The sequence below is a fragment of the Paenibacillus amylolyticus genome (assembly GCF_036894225.1).
GTDB lineage: Bacteria > Bacillota > Bacilli > Paenibacillales > Paenibacillaceae > Paenibacillus > Paenibacillus amylolyticus.
Genome location: NZ_CP145892.1, coordinates 892,373 through 915,320, shown reverse-complemented (window position 1 = coordinate 915,320; position 22,948 = coordinate 892,373). Strand labels below are relative to the sequence as shown.

Here is a 22,948-nt window from a genome sequence, read left to right as displayed (position 1 = left end):
ATCAAACAGACACTTATGTTTAACGAAAAACCGATGGGAAATTGCACATTATCCAATTGGAACCCTTCTGCCATATGCATAATCGTCCCGGCGGGATTGTTACCATTCGTATGAGGGATTCCCCACTGGGGTATTTTTCCTGAAAGAACTGAATACTATTCAGATTTCCCTGTTGCTCTGACATCCTGTTCGAGCATTATCACCGATCATAACATCTATACCCTTGTTTCGCACAGATCCCTGAAAAGATAGATATAACTTCTTCACAGACAGACATTTTTCCTTTCTTATGCTTCTACTGGCAACTTCTGAATACCTGCCGAGGGCCTGATTGGAAAGAGCTGATTCCCCCAGCACAAGCAGAGCAACATATGTCCATGTCCAAGCAACGTTAAGCTATGGCAGGATACGTCACTCATCGTTTATGTTCAGTTTAGTGTTGTTAACAAAACCGAGATGAGGAAGGATGCGAGAGCATGAGCAACAATCAAGTGTTAGGCTTCGCCCCTGCCCTGGGCTGGAATTCGTGGAATACCTTTACGTGGGATATTAACGAACAATTAATTCGGGATGTCGCTGATGTGTTTGTATCGGAAGGTTATCTGGCCGCTGGTTACGAGTATATTGTCATTGATGATTGCTGGAGCCTGAAGGAACGGGATGCGAGCGGTAATCTGGTGGCTGACCCGGATAAATTCCCGAGTGGAATGAGAGCGCTTTCTGATTATATCCATAGCAAAGGACTAAAGTTCGGCATGTATTCATGCGTGGGTACACATACATGTGCCGGGTATCCAGGCAGCTTCGAGCATGAATTCCAGGATGCTGTCCTTTTTGCCGAATGGGGCGTTGATTATTTGAAGTATGATTACTGCTTCAAGCCGCGCCATATCTCAGGAGAACTGCTGTACAAACGGATGAGCCTTGCGCTCAAAAACTGCGGACGCGATATCCTGTTCTCCGCCTGCAACTGGGGAGCTGACGATGTATACGATTGGATTCGCGAATCGGGGGCTCATATGTACCGCTCCACCGGCGATATCCGTGACAATTGGGATTCAGTGAAGGAACTTGCCCTGTCTCAATTGGGCAAACAAAGCTACACCGGCTCCTTCTGCCATAACGACATGGATATGCTGATTGTTGGTATGTACGGTGGAAGCAACAATGATTATATTGGCAGCATCGGCGGATGCAACGACATCGAATATAAAACCCACTTCTCACTCTGGTCCATGATGGGTTCCCCATTAATGATCGGATGTGACGTGCGCAAGGCTAACCAGATCACAAAAGATATTCTCCTGAATCCTGACCTGATCGCTATCAATCAGGATGTAGAAGCGCGCGGAGCTTACCGCATTAAACCAGAACCGCAATGGTTTCACACGGACGATGTATTTATGCTGGTGAAGGTACTCACAGATGGTGATCTAGCTATTGGTTTCTTCAACCTGAGCGACAGCCAGCGGGAATTGTCTTTGCAATTTTGGGATATGGGTCTGCCTTATGCTGCCGGTTATGCCCTTTCCCTGTATGACTGCTGGGAACATCAAGAGCTTGGCGTATTCCGTGAACGCTTCGCTCCCGTTGTCGCAGCACATGATTGCCTCGTCGTCCGGGCCAAACTGGTGAAATAGATGGCTCAACATCGCCTGTGCACCTCCTGTCAGGTCCCGCTCTCTTCAGACGATGTGGGCATCTACCTCAAATTGATCTCGCGCTCTGCCCAGCAATTTCTGTGCATTGATTGTATAGGAGTGAAGCTGAACTGTGGACGTGAGCCTATTGAGAAGCTGATCCGTTATTTTCGAGAGTCCGGGAACTGCGCCCTGTTCCGTTAACGTTATGCCTTGGTCCCGTGCAGCATCATGTACGATGTTGGCGTGTGTGAAGTTGCTTTCTTAAATACTTTGGAAAAATATAACGGATCATTGTAACCAACAGAATAAGCTACCGATTGAATCGGCAGGCCCGACGTTTTCAACAGTTCACAGGCGCGCTCGATTCGGCAGGATGTAATATACTCCAAAACAGACTTGCCGGTTGCTGCCTTAAACAGACGAAACAAATAACTGCGCTCCAGATTAACTGCCTTTACGATCTCGGTGACGGTCAATGTTGGCTTCCAGTAGTTCTGCTCGATGTACTTTCTCGCAAGCCAGACATAATCCTTGGCGTCCACCTGCGGCTCTTTCGGATAATGCTCCATATAGTAGGAGAGCAGCAGACGCAAACGTGCATCCGCCCGCAGTAATTCATAAGATGATGCACCCGCGTTCCAGGCAAGGTGGAAAAAAGGCTGCAATGTCTCCGGCGAGACCGTCACCACGGGTTGTACCTCTGAGAGCTGTGTCAGCCCCAGCAACCGCCCGGCATCCTCACCGCTAAACTCCACCCAGACGTACTCCCATGGATCTTGCGGGTCTGGATAATAGTAAATCTCCTTTTGCGGAAATATGATAAAGCTTTCCCCCGTAACGAGCCGAAAAACGCGACCGCCCGTCTCCAGCGTCCCTTGGCCGCGGATAATATAGTGCAGCGCATAAACGTCACGCACGCCTGGCCCCCATTGGTGAGGGTTAGCTGGCTTGTGACCACCGCTGATAAAATACAAATTACTGGCTCTACTGCTCTCATGCCAAATCGGATTCAACCTTGATTCCCCCTTTCTAATGCCACGTTGATCAGATGTTCGGTAACGCTTACATGCTAAATCCAGAGAGGAGAATGTTGTATGCTTAGAATGGTTACGGTAGAACATGGACAAGTGCAAGGACTGCCCGCGGCGGACCCGCGGATTACCAGCTTCAAGGGAATTCCTTTTGCCGCACCTCCTGTAGGTGAAAACCGCTGGCGCGCTCCGCAGCCGCAGTCGAACTGGGAAGGTGTACTGCAAGCTTTTGATTTTGCCCCCATCTCCATGCAAGCCCCAACAGTCATCGATGATAACAATATCTATACCCGCGAATGGGCCGTTGATCCCGACCTGCCCATGAACGAGGATTGTCTGTATCTGAATGTCTGGACACCCGCCAAACGCACGGACGAGAAGCTGCCTGTTTTTGTCTGGTATTTTGGCGGAGGCCTGCAAGTCGGCCATACGGCCGAAATGGAATTTGATGGCGAGCGAATCGCTCGTAGAGGTATTGTCGTTGTGACGATTAATTATCGACTGAATGCCTTTGGCTTCCTGTGCCATCCTGAGATTAGTGCCGAATCCCCCCATGCACCCGCCAACTTCGGTCATCTTGATCAGCAAGCAGGTACCCAGTGGGTCAAACGCAACATTGCCGCCTTTGGCGGTGATCCAGACCAGATCACCATCGGCGGACAGTCGGCAGGCGGAGGAAGTGTACTCAGCCAGATGACCTCTCCGCAAAATAAAGGCTTGTTCCAGCGAGCCGTCATCATGAGCGGTATAGCTACCGAGTTGTACCCGAAGGTCCGCGTGCCTTCTGTCCGCTCCACACTAAGGGATGCAGAGCAAGCAGGGGTTGAATTTTTTGGCTTCCTGGGCGTATCTTCCCTGGCTGAGGCGAGACAACTGGATGCTGAATATCTCCGTGACAAAGCACTCGAATACAAAAGCTTCTGGGGAACCGTCATCGACGAACAATTCTGCGCAGGCGATCCGTTTACTCGTTTTGTTCAGCAGGAGCGCGAGGCGATCCCCGTAATGCTGGGGCATACGTCTTCCGAATTTTGGACCCGTCCCGCCGCAGCCAATCTGGAAGAACTGAAGCAGATGGCTGTGGAGCTATTTGGCGAGGATGCTCCTGCCTTTTTGCAGCTATGTGAGGCTGATTCCGGCCAAATCGAACATGCTCTGCAACAAGCATCGGTCCGCATGATCCAACATGCCATTCTGCTCGCCATCCGTGCGAACAGCGGTCATCTGTCCGAAACGCCTCTCTACTATTATAACTTCGACGCCGAGATTCCGGGCTGGGATCAGCCAGGTACTTTTCACTCCGTTGATCTGTGGTTCTTCTTCGAAACACTTGCCAAATGCTGGCGGCCTTTCACAGGCAAGCATTATGATCTGGCTCGCCAGATGTGTAATTACTTATCCAACTTTATTGCTACAGGTGACCCAAACGGTTCGGACTCCACCGGAAAGCTGATGCCTCATTGGACTCCTTGTACTTCGGAACAGCCGTATCTAATAGAATTTGGCGATCAGGCTCAATTACAGAAGGCTGAGTCCGGACCAATGCTCGGGTTTCTAATTGAACAATATTTCAAGAAACAGAATGCACCTGTTGTTTAAAACATAAGGCTTCTCCTCTCAGGATATATGTAAGAGCCATGCTGTCGCATGGCTCTTTTTGTATATTGTGAATGGTAGAGCGATGTTCTTTCGCCTATGCCTATTTAGCAAGTTACTCCACTACAGCAGTCTAAGGTAACAAAATCAGACAACCAGAGAAATCCCACGTAAGACAATCAGCATCATTCCAAGAGATTCGTTATATATGAGTCTGTGTTGGTTTGTTGAAGATGACAGGTAGCGTAATCTGTAGTGAAAAGATATCCTTTTCCTGCGATACCGTCAACGTCCCGTTATGCTGCTGGATCATTTTCTGACTACTAACGAGCCCAATTTCGTTGCTATCATTCTTTTTGCCAACACGTTTAATCTTATTCTCCACCCCAAGAATGACCCATTGTTGCTTCAAAGAAATCTGGATATGAACGGGATGCCCTGGATCGGCGTATTTTCGAATATTTGAAAATATGTTATCCATTACGCGACGCATAGCGACCAGATTGATTTCCAGCAAAAACTCCTCATGATGTGCATCTGTCTGAACCTGCACATCTATATCGTCCAAAACCACTAATTGCTCATCTATAAGTTGATCGATAAGTGCTCTGCCCTCATACATTTCAAATTCTACTTCCTCTTCTTCAGCGGCAGAGGATACCGTAAAATATTCGAATAGTTTGTCTGACAGCACTTTGATCTGATAGGCCTTCTCCCGGCTATTATGAATATACTGCAACAGATCCTCATGTGTCTTATATTTGTTAAGCTCTATGATATCCATATATCCTAATAGAATCGTGAGTGGCGTTCGCAAATCATGGGAAATCGCCGTGATCAATTCACGGTTGGCCATCCTGACCCTCTCCTCGCTGTCCAGCCGCTCCACAAATGATTTCCTCATCTCATCAATACTCTGGGCCAGAGATGACAGTTCATCCTTTCCGGATATCGTAATCGAATAATCCAAATTTCCACCTTCGAGTATTTTGATCTCTTGTTCAAGCACGCCAATATAAGATGTTTTCTTATTAATCATCAGTAGAAAGGAAACAATAAACACAATGGCCGCTATGAAAACACCAATAATCAGAATGAGGTTGTAGTATTGATACTCATAAAAGCTAACCAAGTATATCTGGGCATCCTGATCCGCAAAATGGATGGTGGTGATGGGTATTTTTGATGGCACGAATTGAGTTAACAACTCTTCATTAATGGCAGGATCAATCTCCGTGTTGGAGGAAAATATCAATTTGTCTTTTGCAAAAATATACAGATTTAAGTAGCGCTCATGTCTTATCCAAGCAGACAATTCCTCATGATCACGGGTTGACACGTTCTGGTTATCCACAAATGCTTCAAATCGATCAAGCGCATCTTGCTGCCTGTTCTCTACAAAAGTGGATTTGCTTAAATAACTATCCAATACAGTCTCGCCAACAACTTGTAAAATAACGAGTGCACTTATGGAAATGACCAAAGAAATGACAACCGCCAGAACCAGTTTAATCTTCAGCTTTTTTCCGATTAATAATCTATTCAATTTTGTACCCCTTCCCCCAAACAGTCTTCACATATTTAGGGTTCTGCGGGTCATCCTCCAGTTTGCCTCTCAAATTACGAATATGAACCATCACCGTGTTATTACACGTATAAAAATAGGGTTGCCCCCAAACACTCTCATATATATTTTCTGCCGAGAATACCTTTCGTCGCTTCTTAGCCAACAGCAGCAAGATCTGGTATTCAATTTCAGTTAGAGCAATCTCCTTCTCCCCAACAAACACGGCTTTTGAATCCTGATGGACGGTAAGATCCTTAACGATAATCTGGTCCTTTTCTTCGGTCTTCTCCTTGCCCCGATATACATAATACCTCCGCAGTAAAGCCTTCACCCGCGAAACAAGTTCTGTATAGGAAAAGGGTTTGGACAAAAAGTCATCACTGCCTGAGGAAAAGGCCAATTGTTTGTCAGAATCCTGCGTTTTCGCCGTGAGAAACAGGATCGGTGCGCTTGTTTTTTCACGAATCTCCAGACACGCCTTCAGCCCCGATTTATTGGGCATCATCATATCCAAAATAATGAGATCCGTCTCTTCGTTCACTTTATCAATCGCATCTTGACCATCTATCGCTTCAATCACTTCATAATTCTCACTCTCTAACAAAATCCTTACAATTTCACGAATTTCACTGTTATCATCAGCAATTAGAATTTTCTTGCTCATCTGATCCCTCCGTCTAATTTCAGTATAATATGCGCTATTAGCGACTACCAGCAAATACAATCGACTTAAGAATTCTTCAGAAGTTATGTAGGTATCTCTTAATAATTTCGTCTTATACTGTAAATATGTAGAAGTTATTACACAAAGGGGTCGTCAGGAATGCCACAAACTTCGAAAAAAGTAATGATTAACATATTGTTGGGTCTGTTCATCATGTTGTCCATTGGTCTACTGGTGTATTATTCTCCTGCCATTATTAAAATCATGTCTTCCATGGACAACTTCAGAGCGTATATTCACTCAACAGGCCATTGGGGTCCGGTCATGTTTATTTTATTCCAGATTCTTCAGATCGTGGTTGCACCCATTCCAGGAGAAGTGGTACAGATCGCAGGCGGTTATATCTATGGGGTTACACTTGGGTCCTTGTATACTACAATAGGCTTGATTATAGGCTCAGCGATTGCTTTTTATTTTACTCGTTTTATCGGTCGCGCTTATATTTCACGGCTAATGCAAAAGAAAAATAATAAGTGGATGTCGTTAATTCATGATGAGAAGAAGTTCTCCGCCTTTTTATTCATCTTTTTCGTAATTCCCGGCTTGCCCAAAGACATGCTTGTATTTGTCGCCGCACTTACATCGATTAGTTCGTTTAGGTTCTTCACGATCCTTATCGTCGGTCGTCTGCCGTGGATCATCGCATCTACCGTTGTAGGGTCCACGATTCATATGCAACAATATACCATCGCCATTATTATTTCTGTTATCGCTGTAATCGGGTTTGTACTCGGTTATATCTATAGGGAGAAATTGGTGGGATTGTTCTCCCGGTCAGACAGTACCAAAGCCAAAGCCAAACCCAAGGCTATACCCAGTTATAGTACGAATAGGGAGTCTCGTAAAATAAAAAGAGATACAACATGAACAAAGCCAATCTATTGATATGAAAACCGGAGGTATATCATCTTATGCAAATACTTAAAACCAATCGATTAATCCTGAGAAATTTCACCTTAACGGACGCAGCCGGACTGTTGGAATACACAGCAAATCCCAGAGTGAATTGTTTTATGGATCAACAAATTTCAACATTGGAAGATGCGGCGGCAGAGGTCGCAAAAAGAAGCAGTGACGATTCCCATATCGCGGTTTGCCTGAAAGACAGTAACGAGTTGATCGGTGAGCTGTTTGGTATGAGGGAAGATCGGGATTCCGATACGGATAAAGATTCGAATTCAGATACGTATAGTATAGGTTGGAATTTTAATGGCAGATTTGAAGGGAAAGGGTACGCCAGTGAGAGCGCCAATGCTTTCATCGAAAATCTCTTTATGGAACAGGGAATAAGAAGATTGTACGCATATGTCGAGGATGATAACTTCCGTTCTCAGAAACTGTGTGAGAAGCTGGGCATGCGCCGGGAGGGTCTTTTTTTGGAGTTCGTTTCATTTGTCAAAAATGAGGACGGCACACCGAAATACGAGAATACGTATCAATATGCTTTGTTGAAAAAGGAATGGCTGGCACAGCGTGAATCTCAGAAATAAAGAATGACAAGCCCCATCATTAGTTTAAAAAAGTTATAGAAATGAGAACGTACCCATACGTACGTTCCACAACAAATACGGCGGCTTCTCCCTGGATAGATTCCAGAGGAAAAGTCGCCGTTTCATTATCGTGCATAACACTATTGATCGAGCAATGTATTTATAAGGTCACAATACATTCAGCTTAAATTCTAGACGGTGCTGCCCCAATATTGCTTTGCAATCTTCTGCCCTTGATCAATCTTCGCCCATTGCTGAGCCTCGCTTAATTCGTTACCTCCATCACAAGATGCAAAGCCGCATTGGTGAGACAACAGCAGCCGATCCTTATCGATGATTTTGGAAGCTTCGTCCAGCAAACGGACAACACGTGCTTCATCATCGAGTGTACTCGTTTTGGATGAAAGCAAACCTAATACAATTTCCGTTTCAGGTCTGTCCTTGAACACTTCCAGGGCTTCGATCGAACCTGCACGATCATCATCCCACTCCAGGAAGAAACGGTCATACTTCAATTGCTTCAGGAACAGATTAGCAATTTTGGCATACGATCCACCACCCATGTTGCGGGAATCATAATTGCCGCGGCAGTTATGTGTCCACATTTTCAAGCCAAGGCTATGACCAAAGTCAATCACGGTATTATTAATATCAATGAATTCGGTAGCGAGACCCTTTACTTCATCTTGATTAATATTTTCCCCTGTAAAAGGAGAGTTCGGGTTGTCGTCTGCAAACAGTTCCCACAAGCAATCATCGAATTGCAAAATTTTACCACCCACTGCAGCGAATTCCTCCACGAATTCCTTATACGCGATCACAAGACCCTCTTTGAGCTCCTGTATGTTTTGATATACAGCATCCGTTCCGCCAATGTTATCTGACCAGGAAAGCTCACCGAAAATATGGGAAGGTGACGGTACGCAAAGTTTCGTTTGTTGCTCGCCAGCCATGTCTTGCAGTTGTTGGAACAGTTGAATGAAATGATGGTTCTTTCCACTCAATTTATCAGTGATGCGCAGTCCAATATCTTTGCGTGTTTCATATTTCGAAGTTCCGTCCACATCTCTGAAAAAATAGCCATGATCCGCGATGTAACGCTTCACTCCGCCAAATCCCCATACAAAGTCCAGATGCCACATCGATTTGGAGAATTCGCCATCGGTAACCACGGACAAGTTATGTTCGATTTCCTTTGCGACAACTTGTTTGATTGCCTCTGTCTCACACTTCTCATATCCTTCGTAGTTTTCATAGAACGGATATTGGATATCATCATTATGTTCAATTTGCGTTTTATATTTCAGCAGCTCATCCGGCCGCAATAAACTTCCTACGATCTGGAACTTATCAGTCATGTAAAAAACCCCCTCGTTGTATACAATGATCATATCACGCTGAGAGCAGTTAGAAGGGATACTAAAAAACCATAACTGGTTATAGTTAAAAGCTATATCCACTTATTAGACAGATTTCATTGAAACCGTCACCGACACAGTGTACCTCTATCCGTGAACGTTATTCAATTTCACACCGTACGACGACGCAGTTCATAAAAATACTGAACGGCTGGATGCTTTAATTTGACCTGCTCCGACATATTTAGAATTCGCTTTTTGCCAACTCGTCTGTCCATTAAAGCCAGAATATTAAACAAGATATCCTTGCTCTCCAGATTATCCTCTATAGAAGTGGATAAATACGTCGTAGCTGCAACGGTAAAATTCGATTTACTAAGTGCGGTCTGAGCCAACAAAAGCTCTTTGGCAAGTACGGAGATTTTTCTACTTCTTGCCATGACTTGAAGACGATCCTCGGGAATGGGTCCTTTGGAATCTTTTCTGATAGCTTCAATCTCTTCATCGCTCACAGGAATCATGATTTCCGGGTCGCTCTTGATCTCCTGCTCTGACTGATACCATCGAATTGGGGTTGTAGTATCACTCATGTTGAGTACATTCCTTTTATCTACAGTAATATAACAATTGCCTGATTTATCAGGTGAATAGCTATAGCTGGTGGCACGGTACTCCACCCTTCCAACTAACGCAGGACTAAGAAAACTCTCCAGTTGTTGCTTCAATTTACTCCAGGACATAGATCCTCCTATTATCAAAAGCCTACCGCATGAATTGCGGCGATCATTTCAAATATTTTTCAATCCGTCTCCAGTATCAACATTCATCTAAATTATAACATAGCAAACCAAATGGATGATGGAAGAAACCCAGTTATTGGTTTTAAAATCCCCTATGTGATAAAATTGCAGAAAATTATCTACTTACTATTAAATCGTCATAGCCTACCATTGGAACATACGTTGTTATTCACAAAGGAGAGGAAGAGTGTAATGGCTACGAAGGAAGCAACCTTACCTGCTCATATGGAAAAACTCGTTAAAGATAATGATATTGCAACCGTAAAAGAAATTTTCGAACAATGCGAATGGGATGCCCGCGGGGGCTACAGCAAAGGTACGACCCTCAGCTTTCGTCAAATATCGGATGAATTGGTCCGCTGGCTGGTAGCGCAAGGGGCAGATATTAATGCACGCGACAAATATCAACGTACGCCTTTACATGCCCATGCCTCACACTGGTCAGGAAATGTACCCCTGTTCCTTGAATTAGGTGCGGATCTGGACGCTGTGGATTACCAAAATGAAACTCCGTTACATGCAGCGGTCAATGGGTATCGAACCAAAGTGGTTCAAGAGTTGGTAAACCAAGGCGCTACTATTAACGTTGAAAATAAACAGGGAAATACGCCATTAGCTAAGGGGTTAGCCAATTGCAGGAATAGCGATATAGTCAGTCTGGCAGAGATTGCCGCAATTCTGCTGGATGCCGGAGCATCGGTCACCCCGGATATGAAAGAATCGGTGAAGCGGATCGGTAAGGATTTTGAATTCGTCCGTGAGAAGTTCAATAAGGACAAGGTCGATGAAGTTTCAGATGCGCTGATCAAACTGTACCCGTTATTTGATGTTGAGCCGGTAGCGAATCGGATCATGCACGATGGGACTTCCCCCATTCAGGTAAAGGCAACCACTTGGACCAAACAGCACCAAGAGCTGTGGGAATATCTCATTCCGGCCCAAGGCCACGCTCAAACGGTGCAGGGAGAGGTCATCCGCATAACAGGACGTGTATCCCATGAAGTATTGGATAATGGCGGTGGAAACTGGGATGCGGAGTATCGCAAGATGCTGGATGCACTGATTCTTCACCTGGGCTCTGGTGCGCCACTCGCCCCCGCACTTCTCCAAGAGGCAGCAGACTTGGTCAGCAGACTTCACAATGGATACGATTTTGATGCGCCTGCCAGATTATCCGAGTTAGCGGTATTATGGGTGCTTGCCAATCCTCAGCCGGTCGCTATGGAGAAACCTGCGTATACGCGTTAAACAGCAAAGCAAAAAAGAAGCGGAAAAGTTACCGCTTCTTTTTTTCTATTAAATCTATCTAAATTATACTCCGTATCCATGATTAACGCCTTACTCTACTCCGCCTGTTCATTACTTTCAAACTCATTGAGCAATTCGCGTACTTTAGAAGTGGTCTTGGCGTTCATCAAGCTGTTTCTCAGCTCACTAGCACCGCGGAAGCCACGAACATAGATTTTGAAAAAACGGGCCAGCGGGCTGAACGAACGTGGTTCAAGCTCGGAATATTGATCATGGAGATCCAGATGCAGCCTTAGCAGATCAAGCAATTCCTTACTGCTGTGTTCCTTTGGCTCCTTTTCAAAAGCAAATGGATTTTGGAAAATACCGCGCCCAATCATAATACCATCCACACCATATTGCTCCACGAGTCTCAGGCCTGTCTCACGGTCAGGAATATCCCCGTTAATCGTCAGCAGTGTATTAGGAGCTATCTCATCACGAAGCTTCTTAATCTCAGGAATCAATTCCCAGTGAGCATCTACTTTGCTCATTTCTTCTCTCGTCCGCAAGTGAATGGACAGATTCACGATGTCTTGTTGCAAAATATGGGTTAACCAGTCGCGCCATTCATCGACCTCAGTAAATCCGAGACGCGTTTTTACACTGACCGGCAGCCCCCCGGCTTTCGCCGCCTGAATAATCTCCGCCGCAAGGGCTGGCCGGCAGATCAAGCCGCTTCCTTTTCCATTCTCGGCCACATTCGCTACCGGACAACCCATATTGATATCGATGCCTTTAAATCCTTCTTTCGCCATACCGATACTCATCTCACGAAAGAATTCCGGTTTATCTCCCCAGATATGAGCCACAATCGGCTGTTCGTCCGCTGTAAAAGTCAGACGCCCGCGCACACTATGGTGCCCCTCCGGGTGACAATAACTCTCTGTGTTCGCAAACTCCGTAAAAAACACATCTGGTCTTCCCGCTTCACCTACGACATGCCGAAACACCACATCCGTCACATCTTCCATGGGTGCCAGTATAAAAAATGGTCGTGGCAATTCACGCCAAAAGTTTTCCTTTGTCATCTCAAAAGCTCCTCTATACCTTCCAGGACAGTCTTTGTCCTCATTTAATAGTTAAAATAGTAAAACTCGTAACTCATGCATCTGCTTGCCTATCATTTACATGATCATTCGCAGTTTCGTTACGATTCACATTATGGTGTCCTAGCTTCTTCTTCACTTATACCATGCAAATGTAACTTTGTTCAAACAGCAGTATCTGTTATTACTTCCATTAGATCTTCAGATTAATGGAAGTTCGATGATCTCAAAATTGCCCTTTCCCAATTTTATCACGTCTTTATTAGATTTTCAGCCCGATTGCTCTTGCCGAACTGGAAAAGCTCCTCTAAAATGAAGCTCGACAGGCTTTTAACCTGCAAATCGAGATTTTAAGGAGGCCTGAATGATATATGGAAATTTCACTGGATATGATCAAAGACAAAGTCGAATGTTTACAGGCTTATGACTTCCGTGAACTGGAACGAGCGATCGAAGAACGAATCGGAATGAACAAAGCATTAATGCTGCGCGTGAAACAAGTTCAACATCAAGTAACGTTTGACCCTTTTCGCAACAAGATGTTATATAGTGCAATCGTGCATTTTGCCGTAAATTAATGGACCAAGATTTTCAATAGTGAAAAACAGTTCACTGACGCAATTGCATTTAAGCATATCCTATAAAGCATGCAAAAAAGAAGACGCGAATTCGCTCGCGTCTCTTTCCATATCAAACTCCACTTTCTCTTGTTACAAATCTTGCTTAACCAACAACAACTTATAAGCAGAATTTCACCTGTAATCATACTTTACATAGTTAAATACGGGATCGTACCACTTTACAAACAGTCATTTTTGAGGATTAAGGGGGTAATACCATGCAAGAATTAATATTTATGAAGAATTATAAAAACAATGAAGTGCTGCGCAAGAGTTTTTTCGAGCTTGCTGTCAACACGTTTGAGATCAATTTTGAAGATTGGTATCAACAAGGATACTGGGGCGAGCGTTACATCCCTTATTCATATGTCGATGGAGACCAGGTTATTGCCAACGTTTCTGTTAACATCCTTGAGCTCATCATTCACGGTGAGAAGAAAAAAGCGATTCAAATCGGCACGGTGATGACACATCCTGATTATCGGGGGAAAGGACTCTCTACACGTTTAATGAATAAAGTTTTAGAGGAATACGAGAACAAGTACGATTACATGTACCTTTTTGCCAATGAATCGGTGCTTGATTTTTACCCCAAGTTTGGGTTTGAACCTGTGGAAGAACATCTTTTTTCAATGAATTATACGGTAAAAAAATCACCTGAGCCTGCGAACATCCGAAAACTAAATGTAACTAACGCGGATGATTTACGTCTTATTCAAAAATTGGCATCGGAAAGATTGCCTGTTTCTCACCATTTCGCAACCCATTATGCTCAAGGAATACTCATGTTTTATTGCCTCAATGTCTTTAGTGATGATATTTATTACTTGGAAAACGAAAACGTCATTGTTATTTATCAGAAAGAAGACAATCATATTGAGCTCTTCGACGTTGTTAGCTTAAACGAAATGAATATGAAATATATCTTGGATAAGATTGCAGATGAAGGTACGGAGAAAATAACCTTTCATTTCACTCCAGATGATCACGGTCTTGATCTAAAAAGTTCGATCACCAATGAAGGTTTATTTGTAAGAACTCATGGTGAACATCTGTATCCTCTGCACGTTAAACATCCGATTACATCTATTGCTTGATGATTTATTTAATAAGACCTACCACCAGACCATACTTAAAAAAGATCAAAAAGGAGCAGGATTCCCTGCTCCTTCGTTATGTGAAACTTCTTTCTCTCATCAAACGTAAATTCACAAGGTATAATGAAATCAGATGACCGTTCAGCATGATCTTATGACCATCATAATGAAGGAGGGGACATTCGTGGCGTTTATCCCGCTAAACTGCCCCAATTGCAACGGAAGAATTGAATACAAGAAGGATGAGGTTTTAAAGTGTCCCTATTGTGAAACAGAACTTTTATTGAAGCAAAATCATGTCTATTACGTAGACCAGACTATTAATCATTACCATGGAACGCCCCCTAAAGTACCACCGAAGCAGACTGCCTCCGTAAAGGTAATGCTGATACTGATGTTAATCCTAACTGGCGCGATCGGTACATATTTTTATTATAGCAACAGCTCCACCTATCCAAAAACAGAAGCCAATCTGCCTGTACGAAAGATGCCTGAAAGCGAGGTTCTGCTCTCATTTTTGCGAGATATCTTTGATAAAGGGGCCGCCTTGCCAACAGAGGAGGAATTGGCTCGTATTCGCTATTTAACCGTAGAGCATTCGGAGAATGATCAGTGGAAGTTTACATATAGCCTCTCCGATCCCTTCAGCGATGAACAGGCCGAGAAGATCACTTATATTACTCAGGACAAGAAACTGAATAGCCAGCGGATTGATCAGCGAGATTTTGAAGCTTTTAAGGGACTGACGGCATTGGACCTGACGAATACCTATGAAATATCCCAGACGGACCAAACCACTTTGGCCCATATGCCCGGATTAAAAAGTTATGGTGGCGCTTTTAACGAATCCTTTAGTACATTTTTGGGCTACTTTGGCGACAAGTCTAAAATTACGGAGCTTACCACTCAGCTTCGCAGCAATCAGGAATTGGCTATGTTACTGGAATTCCCCAATCTGAACTCTTTATCCATTACCTATGTGGATGAGTCCGTAACAGATTTTCACTTGTTAAACCAATTGCCAATCAAGTCCCTGTCGCTCACCTTTGTCGATGAACTCGGATGGTTGTCGTCCATGACCGGGTTATCATCCTTGTCTATACAGTACAGTGAAACCACAGACCTGCAGCCGCTGTATGCCTTGACCCAGCTTCAGGAGCTTCAGTTGTCCTATTTAACGAACGTAAAGTCCATCGACTTTGTGCAAAATATGCCTGCTCTACAAACGTTAGATATCGAAAATGTAAACTTCTCCAGTCTGGAGCGCTTGACCGGCAAAAACTCTATTACCACACTACGCCTGGCTTCTCTAAGTGAGCTTGGCTCGGTAAAGGCCATAAACAGTCTGCCCTCTTTGCGGGAATTAACGTTGTCCGGCTACTACGAAAATGCAGAAGCGCTGAAACTGCCTAAAGTAGAGCGAGTGGAAATTCCAAGCTCCTTTCTCCCCGGGCTAAAGGCCCCGGTTACAACCAGTCTGACGCTCCGTGGCGGAAGTGGGGAATTGAACTTGGCTGCGCTGGGGAAATTTCCGAAGCTGAAGCAGCTTTCCCTCTGGGAGATCAGTGAAATAACCCGTCTTGCCGCCCTGGACGGCTTGTCCCGCCTAGAGACTCTGAAAATTTACGACTCGTCACTGTTCAAGGAAAGCGATGCCTTATTTCGTTTGAAGCAGGTGAAATCTCTGGTGTGCTCCGAGTGTAGGCTGAACTTTGAACAAAAGGCGGCCGCGAAGAACAGCGTACTTGAACATTTGACCTTAAACCAGTCATATTTTAGCATGAACAATACCTCTGTTACTGAAATTGATCAAATGATGCCTTACTTTGCCAACATGTCCGCTCTACGTTCCTTCACCATGCAGGATAGTAATTTGGATTCTTTAGAATTCATGAGTAACTGGCAGGCCATAGAAGAGCTTCATCTCGAGAACAATGCGATTTCCAATATCGAGACCCTAAGCCAGCTGCCTAATCTGCAAAAGGTATACCTATCCGGTAATTCCGTACAAAACAAATCCGTGCTTGGTACGGGTGTGCACGTGTATTAATTCCCGGCTGGGATGATGGGAGTTTTAGACCTACTATAATTAATGGATGATATTGAAACAAAGACAAGAAGGGGTTCGAGAATTATGTATAAATTCTCGAACCCCTTATGTTTATGTTTAGCTTTCTAACCATCATCGCTACACTCCAGAACGCTGCGGATTGACCGTGCCAAAGATATGATACGGTGTTATCCCCTTTGAAAATAGACTATCGATCAGTTTGATCAATTCCTCCGACGATAGATCTTTGTCGTTGCGTATCCAAAGACGAAACATAGATATTAATGTTGAAATGTAAAACTCGATGATATATGGTGCCAAGACATCATCTGTTGGAAAATCCACAATCAATCGCTCAAAGGGAATTTCTCTTTTCAAGCGTTCCACAAAATGAACAGAACCATAGTCGCCCAATATAGCTTTAAGAACTGAAATCTCCTCTGCATTTTCTAAGCATTGAAGTGCATCTTGAATAGTATGTGTAGAAAACTCTCTGCCTGCCATTTCCTCCTTAATGGATTTCAAAATACGCTCTTCAACGCAGTCCAACAACTCATAGATATCTGTAAAGTATTGATAAAATGTACTCCGATTATATCCTGATTGGTTAGCAATCTCTTGAATAGATATTTTTTCGATGGGTTTTTGGCTATATAAATCGCAGAATACATTTATGAATGTCTGCCTTGTTTTGTCCGTAATTTCAGGTTGCTTTTTCATTATTTGCCTCCGTTTGCTGTTCGATCAATTATCCGACAGATATTAAAAATCTGATGGTTGATGACCGTATAGTGAATCAATACAATAATATTATACAACACGTTGTTGGATCATCAACAAGGATGAATATTGATTATTAGGAGGCTAAGATGAGAATTTTATTTTTCGGTAGAGGTGTAATATCGACCCAATACGCGTGGGCTTTCGAAAAGGCAGGCCACACCGTTGAGTTTTACGTTAGAAAAAGGAGAAAAGAAACCTTCGGAAGTCATATAGCGCTTGAAATGTGGGACGCACGAAGAGCGAAACGGTTAATCAAGGAAAACTGGAAAGTCAAGCTGCATGAGGAGATAAGCCCAAATTACGATCTTATTATTGCGAGTGTCAACACGAAACAACTTCCCGAAGCAGCACAATTACTATCGACTACCGCGGGTAACACCCCGATCCTTATTTTCAATAATATTTGGCAGGATTTAAAATCATCGATCTTGCCCTTGTCTATGAACAATGTTGTCTTTGGTTTCCCAGGAGCAGGAGGCGGCATTGAGGACAATAAGCTTAGGGGCGGCTTCTTAAAAACGATATTTCTGGAAAAACCACGTGTAGGCACGGAACAGATAAACAACAAGGTCAAAGAACTATTTGAAAGCGCCCATTTTAAAATCAATTGGATAAAGGATATGCAAAGCTGGCTATGGAATCACTTTGCCGTGAATGCGGCGATGGAGACCGAGGTGTTAAAACGGGGAAGTTTTCCAGCACTTATGAATCATCGTGACTCATTCGCAAATGTTGGTAAGAATATGCGGGAAATGGCACCTGTACTTAAAGCAAGAGGCGCAAAGATGGACGCGATTACTCTACTGTTGACCAAAATTCCATCAGCACTTCTCGGCACGCTGTTTAACAAGGTTATTTTTGCAAAGGGCAGCTTACCGCGACTTTTCATTGAATACAACAATAGTAAAGCCGGTTTTGCAGTACTTGAAGTTGTGAGAGAAGCCAAAAAGTTAGGTATACCTTTGCCACGCCTTACCTTGGCATTAGAAAACATTGAACAACACACAGCTATTAAAAACGGATAAACTGAAAAATTGGATATTGTTCAGACCAACATCAACTCTACTAATGGTTATAACAACTATAGCCCGAGCTTTAGAAGCTTCGGGCAAAGTAATTTATTAAAACAGGTAAATGTAGCTTCAAAACACTACACCCTAACCAACATCGCTACACTGACTCCACATGACTAGTGTGCTGTAACAAAATCAAAAAAAACGGCATCTCTGCCGTTTGTGTTTAAAGTGTTGATGCAGAAAGCGGCGGTTTTCATAAGATGAAAAGACACATGCACAGTATGCCTGTTGATGCGGCTCATTTCTAGCAATATTAGATGTGATTTTACCTGAAAGCCTTTAACATTAAAAATAATTGATTATGAAAATGTACTTCATTCGTATATATTTTTGTAACTAAACCAATGCACTTGTCTATGATTTCCCCAGTGAACTTTTGGGACATGATGGCTTTATTCGAATAGATCCTTACTGTCTTCCAGTCATGAATAATTTGGTCCAATAACGGGTCAAGCGTATTTTTTGCATTGATATGATCAATGTTGTACTTATAGAGAGTATTTAACCTGTATTTCTCAGAACATTTTCTATAAATAGTACTGCTCAGTGTTTCTATAATCGTTTCATTTTTTATAATGAGCTCGTAATTTTCTGCCAACAACAGTATATTATTCAAACTTTCCGTTATTTCATTTTGATACCTGCACATATTTTCTACGAATGTATTGATGGTTGTGTGTGCTAAATTCTTATTGTTCAAGATCTCATGATTACCGGGGGGCACTAGCGCATATTCCCAAAAGTAGTCTGGCATCTTTACGTGTTCCGAAGTCATACATGACCATTTAAATTCTGAAAATGGCAGAGAATATTGTCTGTATTCTGTAATATCATCAACCGTATATATTTCCTCGTTCGTAAGATTGAAGCCATAGACAAAAACAGGGTGCAGTCCATGTTTTTTGTTATAGTAAAAGTCTCTCCCGCGTTGATAAAATAAATCAATAAATATGGAAATCGGATGACCACTTGAAATAGAGTTTATGATCTCATCTTGTAACGTATCTAGTTCAGGGGATTTTTTACGAATAGAGATCCCCATTTCCTCAAGGATCTGATCTCCCTCCTCAAGATCCAACACCTCTAACTTGAAATATCCTCTTGTTTGTATTTTTTGTTTATCAAATCTATAAATACTAATAACATTATTCAAAATCGGCAACTCATCTTTTTTAAAATATCTGGCAAGCGTTAACAACAAATTGTAGCCGCAATTAAAATAAGGAAAATTATGATGAGGATACATTTTTGTCATGCCGTCGAAGGGCTGAAAGGTGTCCAGGGAAATAATTTCTTCCATAAAATATTTCTCCTATACTAAAATTATTGTTGATATTACGGCTATATTACCTCTTAACAAGGTTCATCATACGGTATTGCCGCGTTCCAGCCTTCATCTCTTCATATTTCTTCGAGCCGGGCAATGCGATGAATTCATTGATATCTCCAATATTCGTGCTCGCTTTGGCGTTGCTCGCAATCCCTTGTGTGCCAGTACGCTGCTTCGCACTCTCATCACATGATAGAAGAACATTCGAAGTCACATCCTGATTGCGGATTACAGACAGGCCTGCTTCCTCTAACAGCCTGATGTTCTGCGCTACCTGATCTCCCAGCATCAGCTCCGTATACAGAAATACGCCGCCAACTCTCATTATCCGGTACACCTCTTCATAGAATCGTGATCGGTTCGGATAGGCATGTGCGGATTCTATATTTAACACCACATCGAAGCTCTCGTCTGCAAACGGTATATTCTCCGCATCGCCGACGAGATACAAAGATTCACCCCCTCGGGATTTGGCATTGCAATAGGCAATATTCGCCGGGCAGATGTCGAGACCGACAATAGACAGCGGCTTGAAATATTTAGACAGAGCTGCTATGTTCCCTCCCCTGCCGCATCCGATGTCGATCACCTGCCGCTCCCGAATCGCCGTCCTGCCCACTGTCTCAAGCAGCAGCTTGACCGAGTTTCTATTCCATGCATCGTCGGGCTCGATCACCGCATGTTGCTCATTCCCGTGCGGGACGTAACCATAATTTAAGAAGGTGGCGAATCGGCCTATACCGGACAGCGCAAGAGAGTGCGAAATCTCGCTATAATCCCGAATTTCAGCCTCTTTCCGATTCCATTCGGAAGGGTGGACAAACTGCTCACGCCGGTCGAGCATCGATACATAACGGTCATCGTTCGTATATACCGCATCGCAGCTGCAGCATTGCAGCAATGCCTCCGACTGGACCAGCACGCCCTTGCAGCTGGAGCATACCAACCTTGCATGTAGATGTTGTAACATGACTATCACCCAGCCGACGTATGCATTTGATTCAACGCGTACACATTATAGTAATTTGGGATATTCAAATCTTCGTAGTAATCGATCACGGCATAGAAGCCGTTGGTTTGGAAGATGTTCTCGAGCCTGCTGATCTGCTCTCCATCCAGTCCGTGTACCTCCATTACAATTTGCCTGATTTTGCCCCAATCTTCCGGTTCGATTCCTTCCAGCACCTCAAACTCACTTTTTTCCACGTCGATTTTGAGCAGATCAATTTGGTTCAGATCATAAAAACGGATCATTTCGGAGATCGTAGTTAGCTTGCAACGATAGATTTGTTCATTCAGAAGCTTCGGCGACATAAGATGATCGACAAAGCGGTTTAGCATTCGCCGGTCAGCGAAATTATCTTCGTAATGGTTGATTAACCCGTATCGGAGATCCTGATCGTGGTTCTCCCTGTATTTGATCTGGACAGAGTCCGTGGACATCGTAGGAAAATAGGCAAACTCCGCTTCCTTGATCTCATTGGAAAGCCCGACGTTAACCGTCGTTACGCGAGGCAGCGAACTCGTATTCATCTTCAAGAGTTTAAACGTCGGAGGCAGTGGCTCAAAGGCATACACCCTGCAGTCGCTCTTGCTGCTGACATATAGGCTGAACATGCCGATATTAGCCCCGACGTCCAGGACCGTGCCATGATCCGGAAGCGTAATACCGTGCTTGAAATACATCTCCTTGTGGAAAATCTCGTTGTAGAGAAACTCGGTCTCTCCTTCGTTGTTTTGATAGATTTCAATCCCGTTGTGCAGCCGTTTCTTTGTAATGGCCTCTGTCTGCAATGGATGACGCTCATGCTCCGTCTTGCTCATTCAATTCACCTTCTCAACAATTTGTTTGTAGGGCATTTCTCTAACTGCTGGCGCTTTCATAGCGTTTGACGGCCAGCTTCCAGAACAGCCTGACCACTAGAAGCGATATAACGGGAGCTACAAAAATCCATATCCCAAGGAACAAGTCCAATCGATCGATCAAATAAACCGACGGCATGTTGGTGATGAACAAGATCGGCACAACATACAGCCCTATTCTCCGCAGCCATTTGGGGTATATGTACATCGGCATATTGTTTAAATCCCAACATTTGTCGAGTATTTCGAAGATCGAACCGGACTTCACCGTCCAGAAGGCAAGGATTTGCGGAAGTAGAAGCACCGAATAGGTCACGATCGTGCTACTCAAGATCACGCCGATATATCCGGCCACGTGGATCAAGCTTGGCTCGATGTCAAGACGCCGCCAAGCCAGTACGATCATCGTGATCCCGGCGATCAGGTTCGGGATCGGAAACGCGAAGTTAACGTGCCGGAATGAAATCATGAACTGCAGCGAAAGCGGCTTCGTCATATACAAGTCCAGCGTCCCGTTGCGGATATGGCCGGCGAATCTATAAAAGTTATCCATAAACAGTCCTGTATAGATTGCGATCATAATCGTATAGGTCCCCGTGAAGATCAACATCTGGTCAGGAGAAATGCCATTGATTTCGATCCCGAGCTGGAAAACGAACAAGATATAGATCAGCTTGGAAAACAGAAATACGGTCTCCATGATCAAACCGGAGTAGAAATTCGCTTTGTATTCCATGTAACCGACCAAGCTGTTCTTTGCGAAAATAAAGAACATACGTACATGCTTCCGAAACTCCGTCAAGCTGATACTCACAGATCTAACCTCCAACGGCTACATATTTCCTCATCCCGGAATCCCACGACAACTTCGAAATCATCATAAGCACAATTACCCAGACCGCTTGTAAGAGGAGTCCGCGCACGATTTCATGAATCGCCATGCTCCCATTGATGATGTTAACCGGGAAGAATACGACATATTGAAACGGTAAATAGCTGGAGATTCTGGCAAACGTATCTCCGAAAATATTAAGCGGAAAGATGGCACCACTTAGCAGATAGACGCCTTGATTGAACGCGATATAAACGCCCCACACCTCGGTAATGATGAACGCGAGAGCACTAATCGAATAAAAAAGCAGGAAGTTGATGAGCAGTCCGAACAGAATGCTGACCAGGAACATAACGATCTGCACCCCTCTAAGCTGAAACCCCCAAATCTGAGTAAAAACGATCATCAGTATGACGAATAAGACAAGGACGACCCCGATCTGAACCGTTTTCCCACCGAAAAAATTGCATATCCGATAGCTGAAATAATGAATGGGCTGAGCGATAAATTTGCTCAGTCCACCCGTCTTGATATCATTCGCGATTTCCCCTTCGAAGCCGGCAGAAACCAGCTTGGAGACGACGCCGGACAACACGGAATAAATGATGATCTGTGAATAAGTATAGCCATTAATAATCTCTTGCGGCGAACTGCGAAACACGGCCGTCCAGAGGAAGCATTGGACGAGAATGATGAAGCCGCCGCTGATGATACTCATAAAGAAATCGGTCCGATACTCCATCGCATTCTGA

Annotated in this window: 22 protein-coding genes; 10 read left to right on the top strand and 12 right to left on the bottom strand. The window is 43.9% G+C overall.

From position 1 onward, the window contains the following. The first annotated feature begins 476 nt into the window (after positions 1–476). Positions 477–1,640, top strand: coding sequence for a glycoside hydrolase family 27 protein (locus tag V6668_RS04205; protein ID WP_338707769.1), 1,164 nt, complete (start codon positions 477–479; stop codon positions 1,638–1,640). After that, the gene (locus V6668_RS04200; protein WP_074093540.1) at positions 1,641–1,844 is read left to right on the top strand and encodes a hypothetical protein; all 204 of its coding nucleotides are present in this window, start codon (positions 1,641–1,643) and stop codon (positions 1,842–1,844) included. Between the two features lie 2 nt (positions 1,845–1,846). Here the strand turns inward: V6668_RS04200 and V6668_RS04195 are convergent, their stop codons facing one another. Next, positions 1,847–2,656 carry a helix-turn-helix transcriptional regulator gene (locus V6668_RS04195; protein ID WP_017690624.1) on the bottom strand — a complete coding sequence of 270 codons (810 nt, stop codon included), beginning with the start codon at positions 2,654–2,656 and terminating at the stop codon, positions 1,847–1,849. A gap of 81 nt (positions 2,657–2,737) precedes the next feature. Here V6668_RS04195 and V6668_RS04190 point away from each other — a divergent pair, with 81 nt between their 5' ends. Next, positions 2,738–4,273 (top strand): carboxylesterase/lipase family protein, encoded by a 1,536-nt coding sequence (locus tag V6668_RS04190; protein WP_338707768.1) that lies wholly within the window; start codon positions 2,738–2,740, stop codon positions 4,271–4,273. A gap of 199 nt (positions 4,274–4,472) precedes the next feature. On the opposite strand, the gene V6668_RS04185 is transcribed toward V6668_RS04190, so the two are convergent. After that, positions 4,473–5,816: a HAMP domain-containing sensor histidine kinase gene (locus V6668_RS04185; protein ID WP_338707767.1), complete on the bottom strand. Its 1,344-nt coding sequence runs from the start codon at positions 5,814–5,816 to the stop codon at positions 4,473–4,475. After that, a complete protein-coding gene (locus V6668_RS04180) occupies positions 5,809–6,501 on the bottom strand; it encodes a response regulator transcription factor (protein WP_036668346.1) in 693 nt (230 codons plus the stop codon). Before V6668_RS04180 ends, V6668_RS04185 begins: the two co-directional genes overlap by 8 nt. A 159-nt stretch (positions 6,502–6,660) precedes the next feature. On the opposite strand from V6668_RS04180, the gene V6668_RS04175 reads away from it, so the two are divergent. Together V6668_RS04175 and V6668_RS04170 are read left to right on the top strand one after the other, a co-directional pair. After that, positions 6,661–7,428, top strand: a complete 768-nt coding sequence (locus V6668_RS04175; protein ID WP_076320008.1) for a TVP38/TMEM64 family protein — start codon at positions 6,661–6,663, stop codon at positions 7,426–7,428. A gap of 44 nt (positions 7,429–7,472) precedes the next feature. Beyond that, on the top strand, positions 7,473–8,051 hold the full coding sequence (locus tag V6668_RS04170; RefSeq protein WP_076329551.1) for a GNAT family N-acetyltransferase: 579 nt from the start codon (positions 7,473–7,475) through the stop codon (positions 8,049–8,051). 191 nt (positions 8,052–8,242) lie between these two features. Here the strand turns inward: V6668_RS04170 and V6668_RS04165 are convergent, their stop codons facing one another. Both V6668_RS04165 and V6668_RS04160 read right to left on the bottom strand, forming a co-directional pair. Next, positions 8,243–9,409, bottom strand: coding sequence for a cobalamin-independent methionine synthase II family protein (locus V6668_RS04165; RefSeq protein WP_338707766.1), 1,167 nt, complete (start codon positions 9,407–9,409; stop codon positions 8,243–8,245). 170 nt (positions 9,410–9,579) lie between these two features. Further along, entirely contained in the window at positions 9,580–10,149 is a 570-nt protein-coding gene (locus tag V6668_RS04160; RefSeq protein WP_338707765.1) for an SF0329 family protein, read from the bottom strand. A gap of 252 nt (positions 10,150–10,401) precedes the next feature. On the opposite strand from V6668_RS04160, the gene V6668_RS04155 reads away from it, so the two are divergent. Further along, positions 10,402–11,457: an ankyrin repeat domain-containing protein gene (locus V6668_RS04155; protein ID WP_338707764.1), complete on the top strand. Its 1,056-nt coding sequence runs from the start codon at positions 10,402–10,404 to the stop codon at positions 11,455–11,457. Positions 11,458–11,552: 95 nt separating this feature from the next. On the opposite strand, the gene V6668_RS04150 is transcribed toward V6668_RS04155, so the two are convergent. Beyond that, entirely contained in the window at positions 11,553–12,527 is a 975-nt protein-coding gene (locus V6668_RS04150; RefSeq protein WP_076253803.1) for a tRNA dihydrouridine synthase, read from the bottom strand. A 389-nt stretch (positions 12,528–12,916) separates the two neighbouring features. Here V6668_RS04150 and V6668_RS04145 point away from each other — a divergent pair, with 389 nt between their 5' ends. The 3 genes from V6668_RS04145 (at position 12,917) to V6668_RS04135 (ending at position 16,312) form a co-directional block, all read left to right on the top strand. Next, complete coding sequence (locus V6668_RS04145; RefSeq protein ID WP_076329555.1) at positions 12,917–13,123, top strand: DUF2536 family protein; 207 nt, start codon at positions 12,917–12,919, stop codon at positions 13,121–13,123. A gap of 260 nt (positions 13,124–13,383) precedes the next feature. Beyond that, on the top strand, positions 13,384–14,262 hold the full coding sequence (locus tag V6668_RS04140; RefSeq protein ID WP_338707763.1) for a GNAT family N-acetyltransferase: 879 nt from the start codon (positions 13,384–13,386) through the stop codon (positions 14,260–14,262). A 394-nt stretch (positions 14,263–14,656) separates the two neighbouring features. Beyond that, on the top strand, positions 14,657–16,312 hold the full coding sequence (locus V6668_RS04135; RefSeq protein ID WP_235200700.1) for a leucine-rich repeat domain-containing protein: 1,656 nt from the start codon (positions 14,657–14,659) through the stop codon (positions 16,310–16,312). 138 nt (positions 16,313–16,450) lie between these two features. On the opposite strand, the gene V6668_RS04130 is transcribed toward V6668_RS04135, so the two are convergent. Continuing rightward, on the bottom strand, positions 16,451–17,032 hold the full coding sequence (locus V6668_RS04130; RefSeq protein ID WP_017690637.1) for a TetR/AcrR family transcriptional regulator: 582 nt from the start codon (positions 17,030–17,032) through the stop codon (positions 16,451–16,453). A gap of 149 nt (positions 17,033–17,181) precedes the next feature. Between V6668_RS04130 and V6668_RS04125 the strand changes: the two genes are divergently transcribed. After that, positions 17,182–18,120 (top strand): ketopantoate reductase family protein, encoded by a 939-nt coding sequence (locus tag V6668_RS04125; protein ID WP_036606033.1) that lies wholly within the window; start codon positions 17,182–17,184, stop codon positions 18,118–18,120. Positions 18,121–18,436: 316 nt separating this feature from the next. Here V6668_RS04125 and V6668_RS04120 read toward each other — a convergent pair whose 3' ends face one another. Genes V6668_RS04120 through V6668_RS04100 form a run of 5 tightly spaced genes read right to left on the bottom strand, consistent with a single transcriptional unit; the run spans position 18,437 to position 22,914 of the window. Then, positions 18,437–19,471, bottom strand: a complete 1,035-nt coding sequence (locus V6668_RS04120) for a hypothetical protein (RefSeq protein WP_036606034.1) — start codon at positions 19,469–19,471, stop codon at positions 18,437–18,439. A gap of 46 nt (positions 19,472–19,517) precedes the next feature. Beyond that, positions 19,518–20,471, bottom strand: coding sequence for a class I SAM-dependent methyltransferase (locus V6668_RS04115; protein ID WP_051446948.1), 954 nt, complete (start codon positions 20,469–20,471; stop codon positions 19,518–19,520). 5 nt (positions 20,472–20,476) lie between these two features. Beyond that, positions 20,477–21,325 carry an FkbM family methyltransferase gene (locus V6668_RS04110; protein WP_036606035.1) on the bottom strand — a complete coding sequence of 283 codons (849 nt, stop codon included), beginning with the start codon at positions 21,323–21,325 and terminating at the stop codon, positions 20,477–20,479. A 40-nt stretch (positions 21,326–21,365) separates the two neighbouring features. Further along, positions 21,366–22,178, bottom strand: coding sequence for an ABC transporter permease (locus tag V6668_RS04105; protein ID WP_017690645.1), 813 nt, complete (start codon positions 22,176–22,178; stop codon positions 21,366–21,368). A 4-nt stretch (positions 22,179–22,182) separates the two neighbouring features. Further along, on the bottom strand, positions 22,183–22,914 hold the full coding sequence (locus V6668_RS04100; protein ID WP_338707762.1) for an ABC transporter permease: 732 nt from the start codon (positions 22,912–22,914) through the stop codon (positions 22,183–22,185). Between the last annotated feature and the right edge of the window lie 34 nt (positions 22,915–22,948).

Excerpts from the sequence above, each read along its gene's own strand:
- V6668_RS04165 (WP_338707766.1), bottom strand. The coding sequence starts at position 9,409 with ATGACTGATAAGTTCCAGATCGTAGGAAGTTTATTGCGGCCGGATGAG.
- V6668_RS04155 (WP_338707764.1), top strand. The coding sequence starts at position 10,402 with ATGGCTACGAAGGAAGCAACCTTACCTGCTCATATGGAAAAACTCGTT.
- V6668_RS04120 (WP_036606034.1), bottom strand. The coding sequence starts at position 19,471 with ATGGAAGAAATTATTTCCCTGGACACCTTTCAGCCCTTCGACGGCATG.
- V6668_RS04135 (WP_235200700.1), top strand. The coding sequence starts at position 14,657 with ATGTTAATCCTAACTGGCGCGATCGGTACATATTTTTATTATAGCAAC.
- V6668_RS04110 (WP_036606035.1), bottom strand. The coding sequence starts at position 21,325 with ATGAGCAAGACGGAGCATGAGCGTCATCCATTGCAGACAGAGGCCATT.
- V6668_RS04170 (WP_076329551.1), top strand. The coding sequence starts at position 7,473 with ATGCAAATACTTAAAACCAATCGATTAATCCTGAGAAATTTCACCTTA.
- V6668_RS04200 (WP_074093540.1), top strand. The coding sequence starts at position 1,641 with ATGGCTCAACATCGCCTGTGCACCTCCTGTCAGGTCCCGCTCTCTTCA.
- V6668_RS04130 (WP_017690637.1), bottom strand. The coding sequence starts at position 17,032 with ATGAAAAAGCAACCTGAAATTACGGACAAAACAAGGCAGACATTCATA.
- V6668_RS04115 (WP_051446948.1), bottom strand. The coding sequence starts at position 20,471 with ATGTTACAACATCTACATGCAAGGTTGGTATGCTCCAGCTGCAAGGGC.
- V6668_RS04180 (WP_036668346.1), bottom strand. The coding sequence starts at position 6,501 with ATGAGCAAGAAAATTCTAATTGCTGATGATAACAGTGAAATTCGTGAA.
- V6668_RS04190 (WP_338707768.1), top strand. The coding sequence starts at position 2,738 with ATGCTTAGAATGGTTACGGTAGAACATGGACAAGTGCAAGGACTGCCC.
- V6668_RS04100 (WP_338707762.1), bottom strand. The coding sequence starts at position 22,914 with ATGAGTATCATCAGCGGCGGCTTCATCATTCTCGTCCAATGCTTCCTC.
- V6668_RS04125 (WP_036606033.1), top strand. The coding sequence starts at position 17,182 with ATGAGAATTTTATTTTTCGGTAGAGGTGTAATATCGACCCAATACGCG.
- V6668_RS04175 (WP_076320008.1), top strand. The coding sequence starts at position 6,661 with ATGCCACAAACTTCGAAAAAAGTAATGATTAACATATTGTTGGGTCTG.
- V6668_RS04205 (WP_338707769.1), top strand. The coding sequence starts at position 477 with ATGAGCAACAATCAAGTGTTAGGCTTCGCCCCTGCCCTGGGCTGGAAT.
- V6668_RS04140 (WP_338707763.1), top strand. The coding sequence starts at position 13,384 with ATGCAAGAATTAATATTTATGAAGAATTATAAAAACAATGAAGTGCTG.
- V6668_RS04160 (WP_338707765.1), bottom strand. The coding sequence starts at position 10,149 with ATGTCCTGGAGTAAATTGAAGCAACAACTGGAGAGTTTTCTTAGTCCT.
- V6668_RS04150 (WP_076253803.1), bottom strand. The coding sequence starts at position 12,527 with ATGACAAAGGAAAACTTTTGGCGTGAATTGCCACGACCATTTTTTATA.
- V6668_RS04145 (WP_076329555.1), top strand. The coding sequence starts at position 12,917 with ATGGAAATTTCACTGGATATGATCAAAGACAAAGTCGAATGTTTACAG.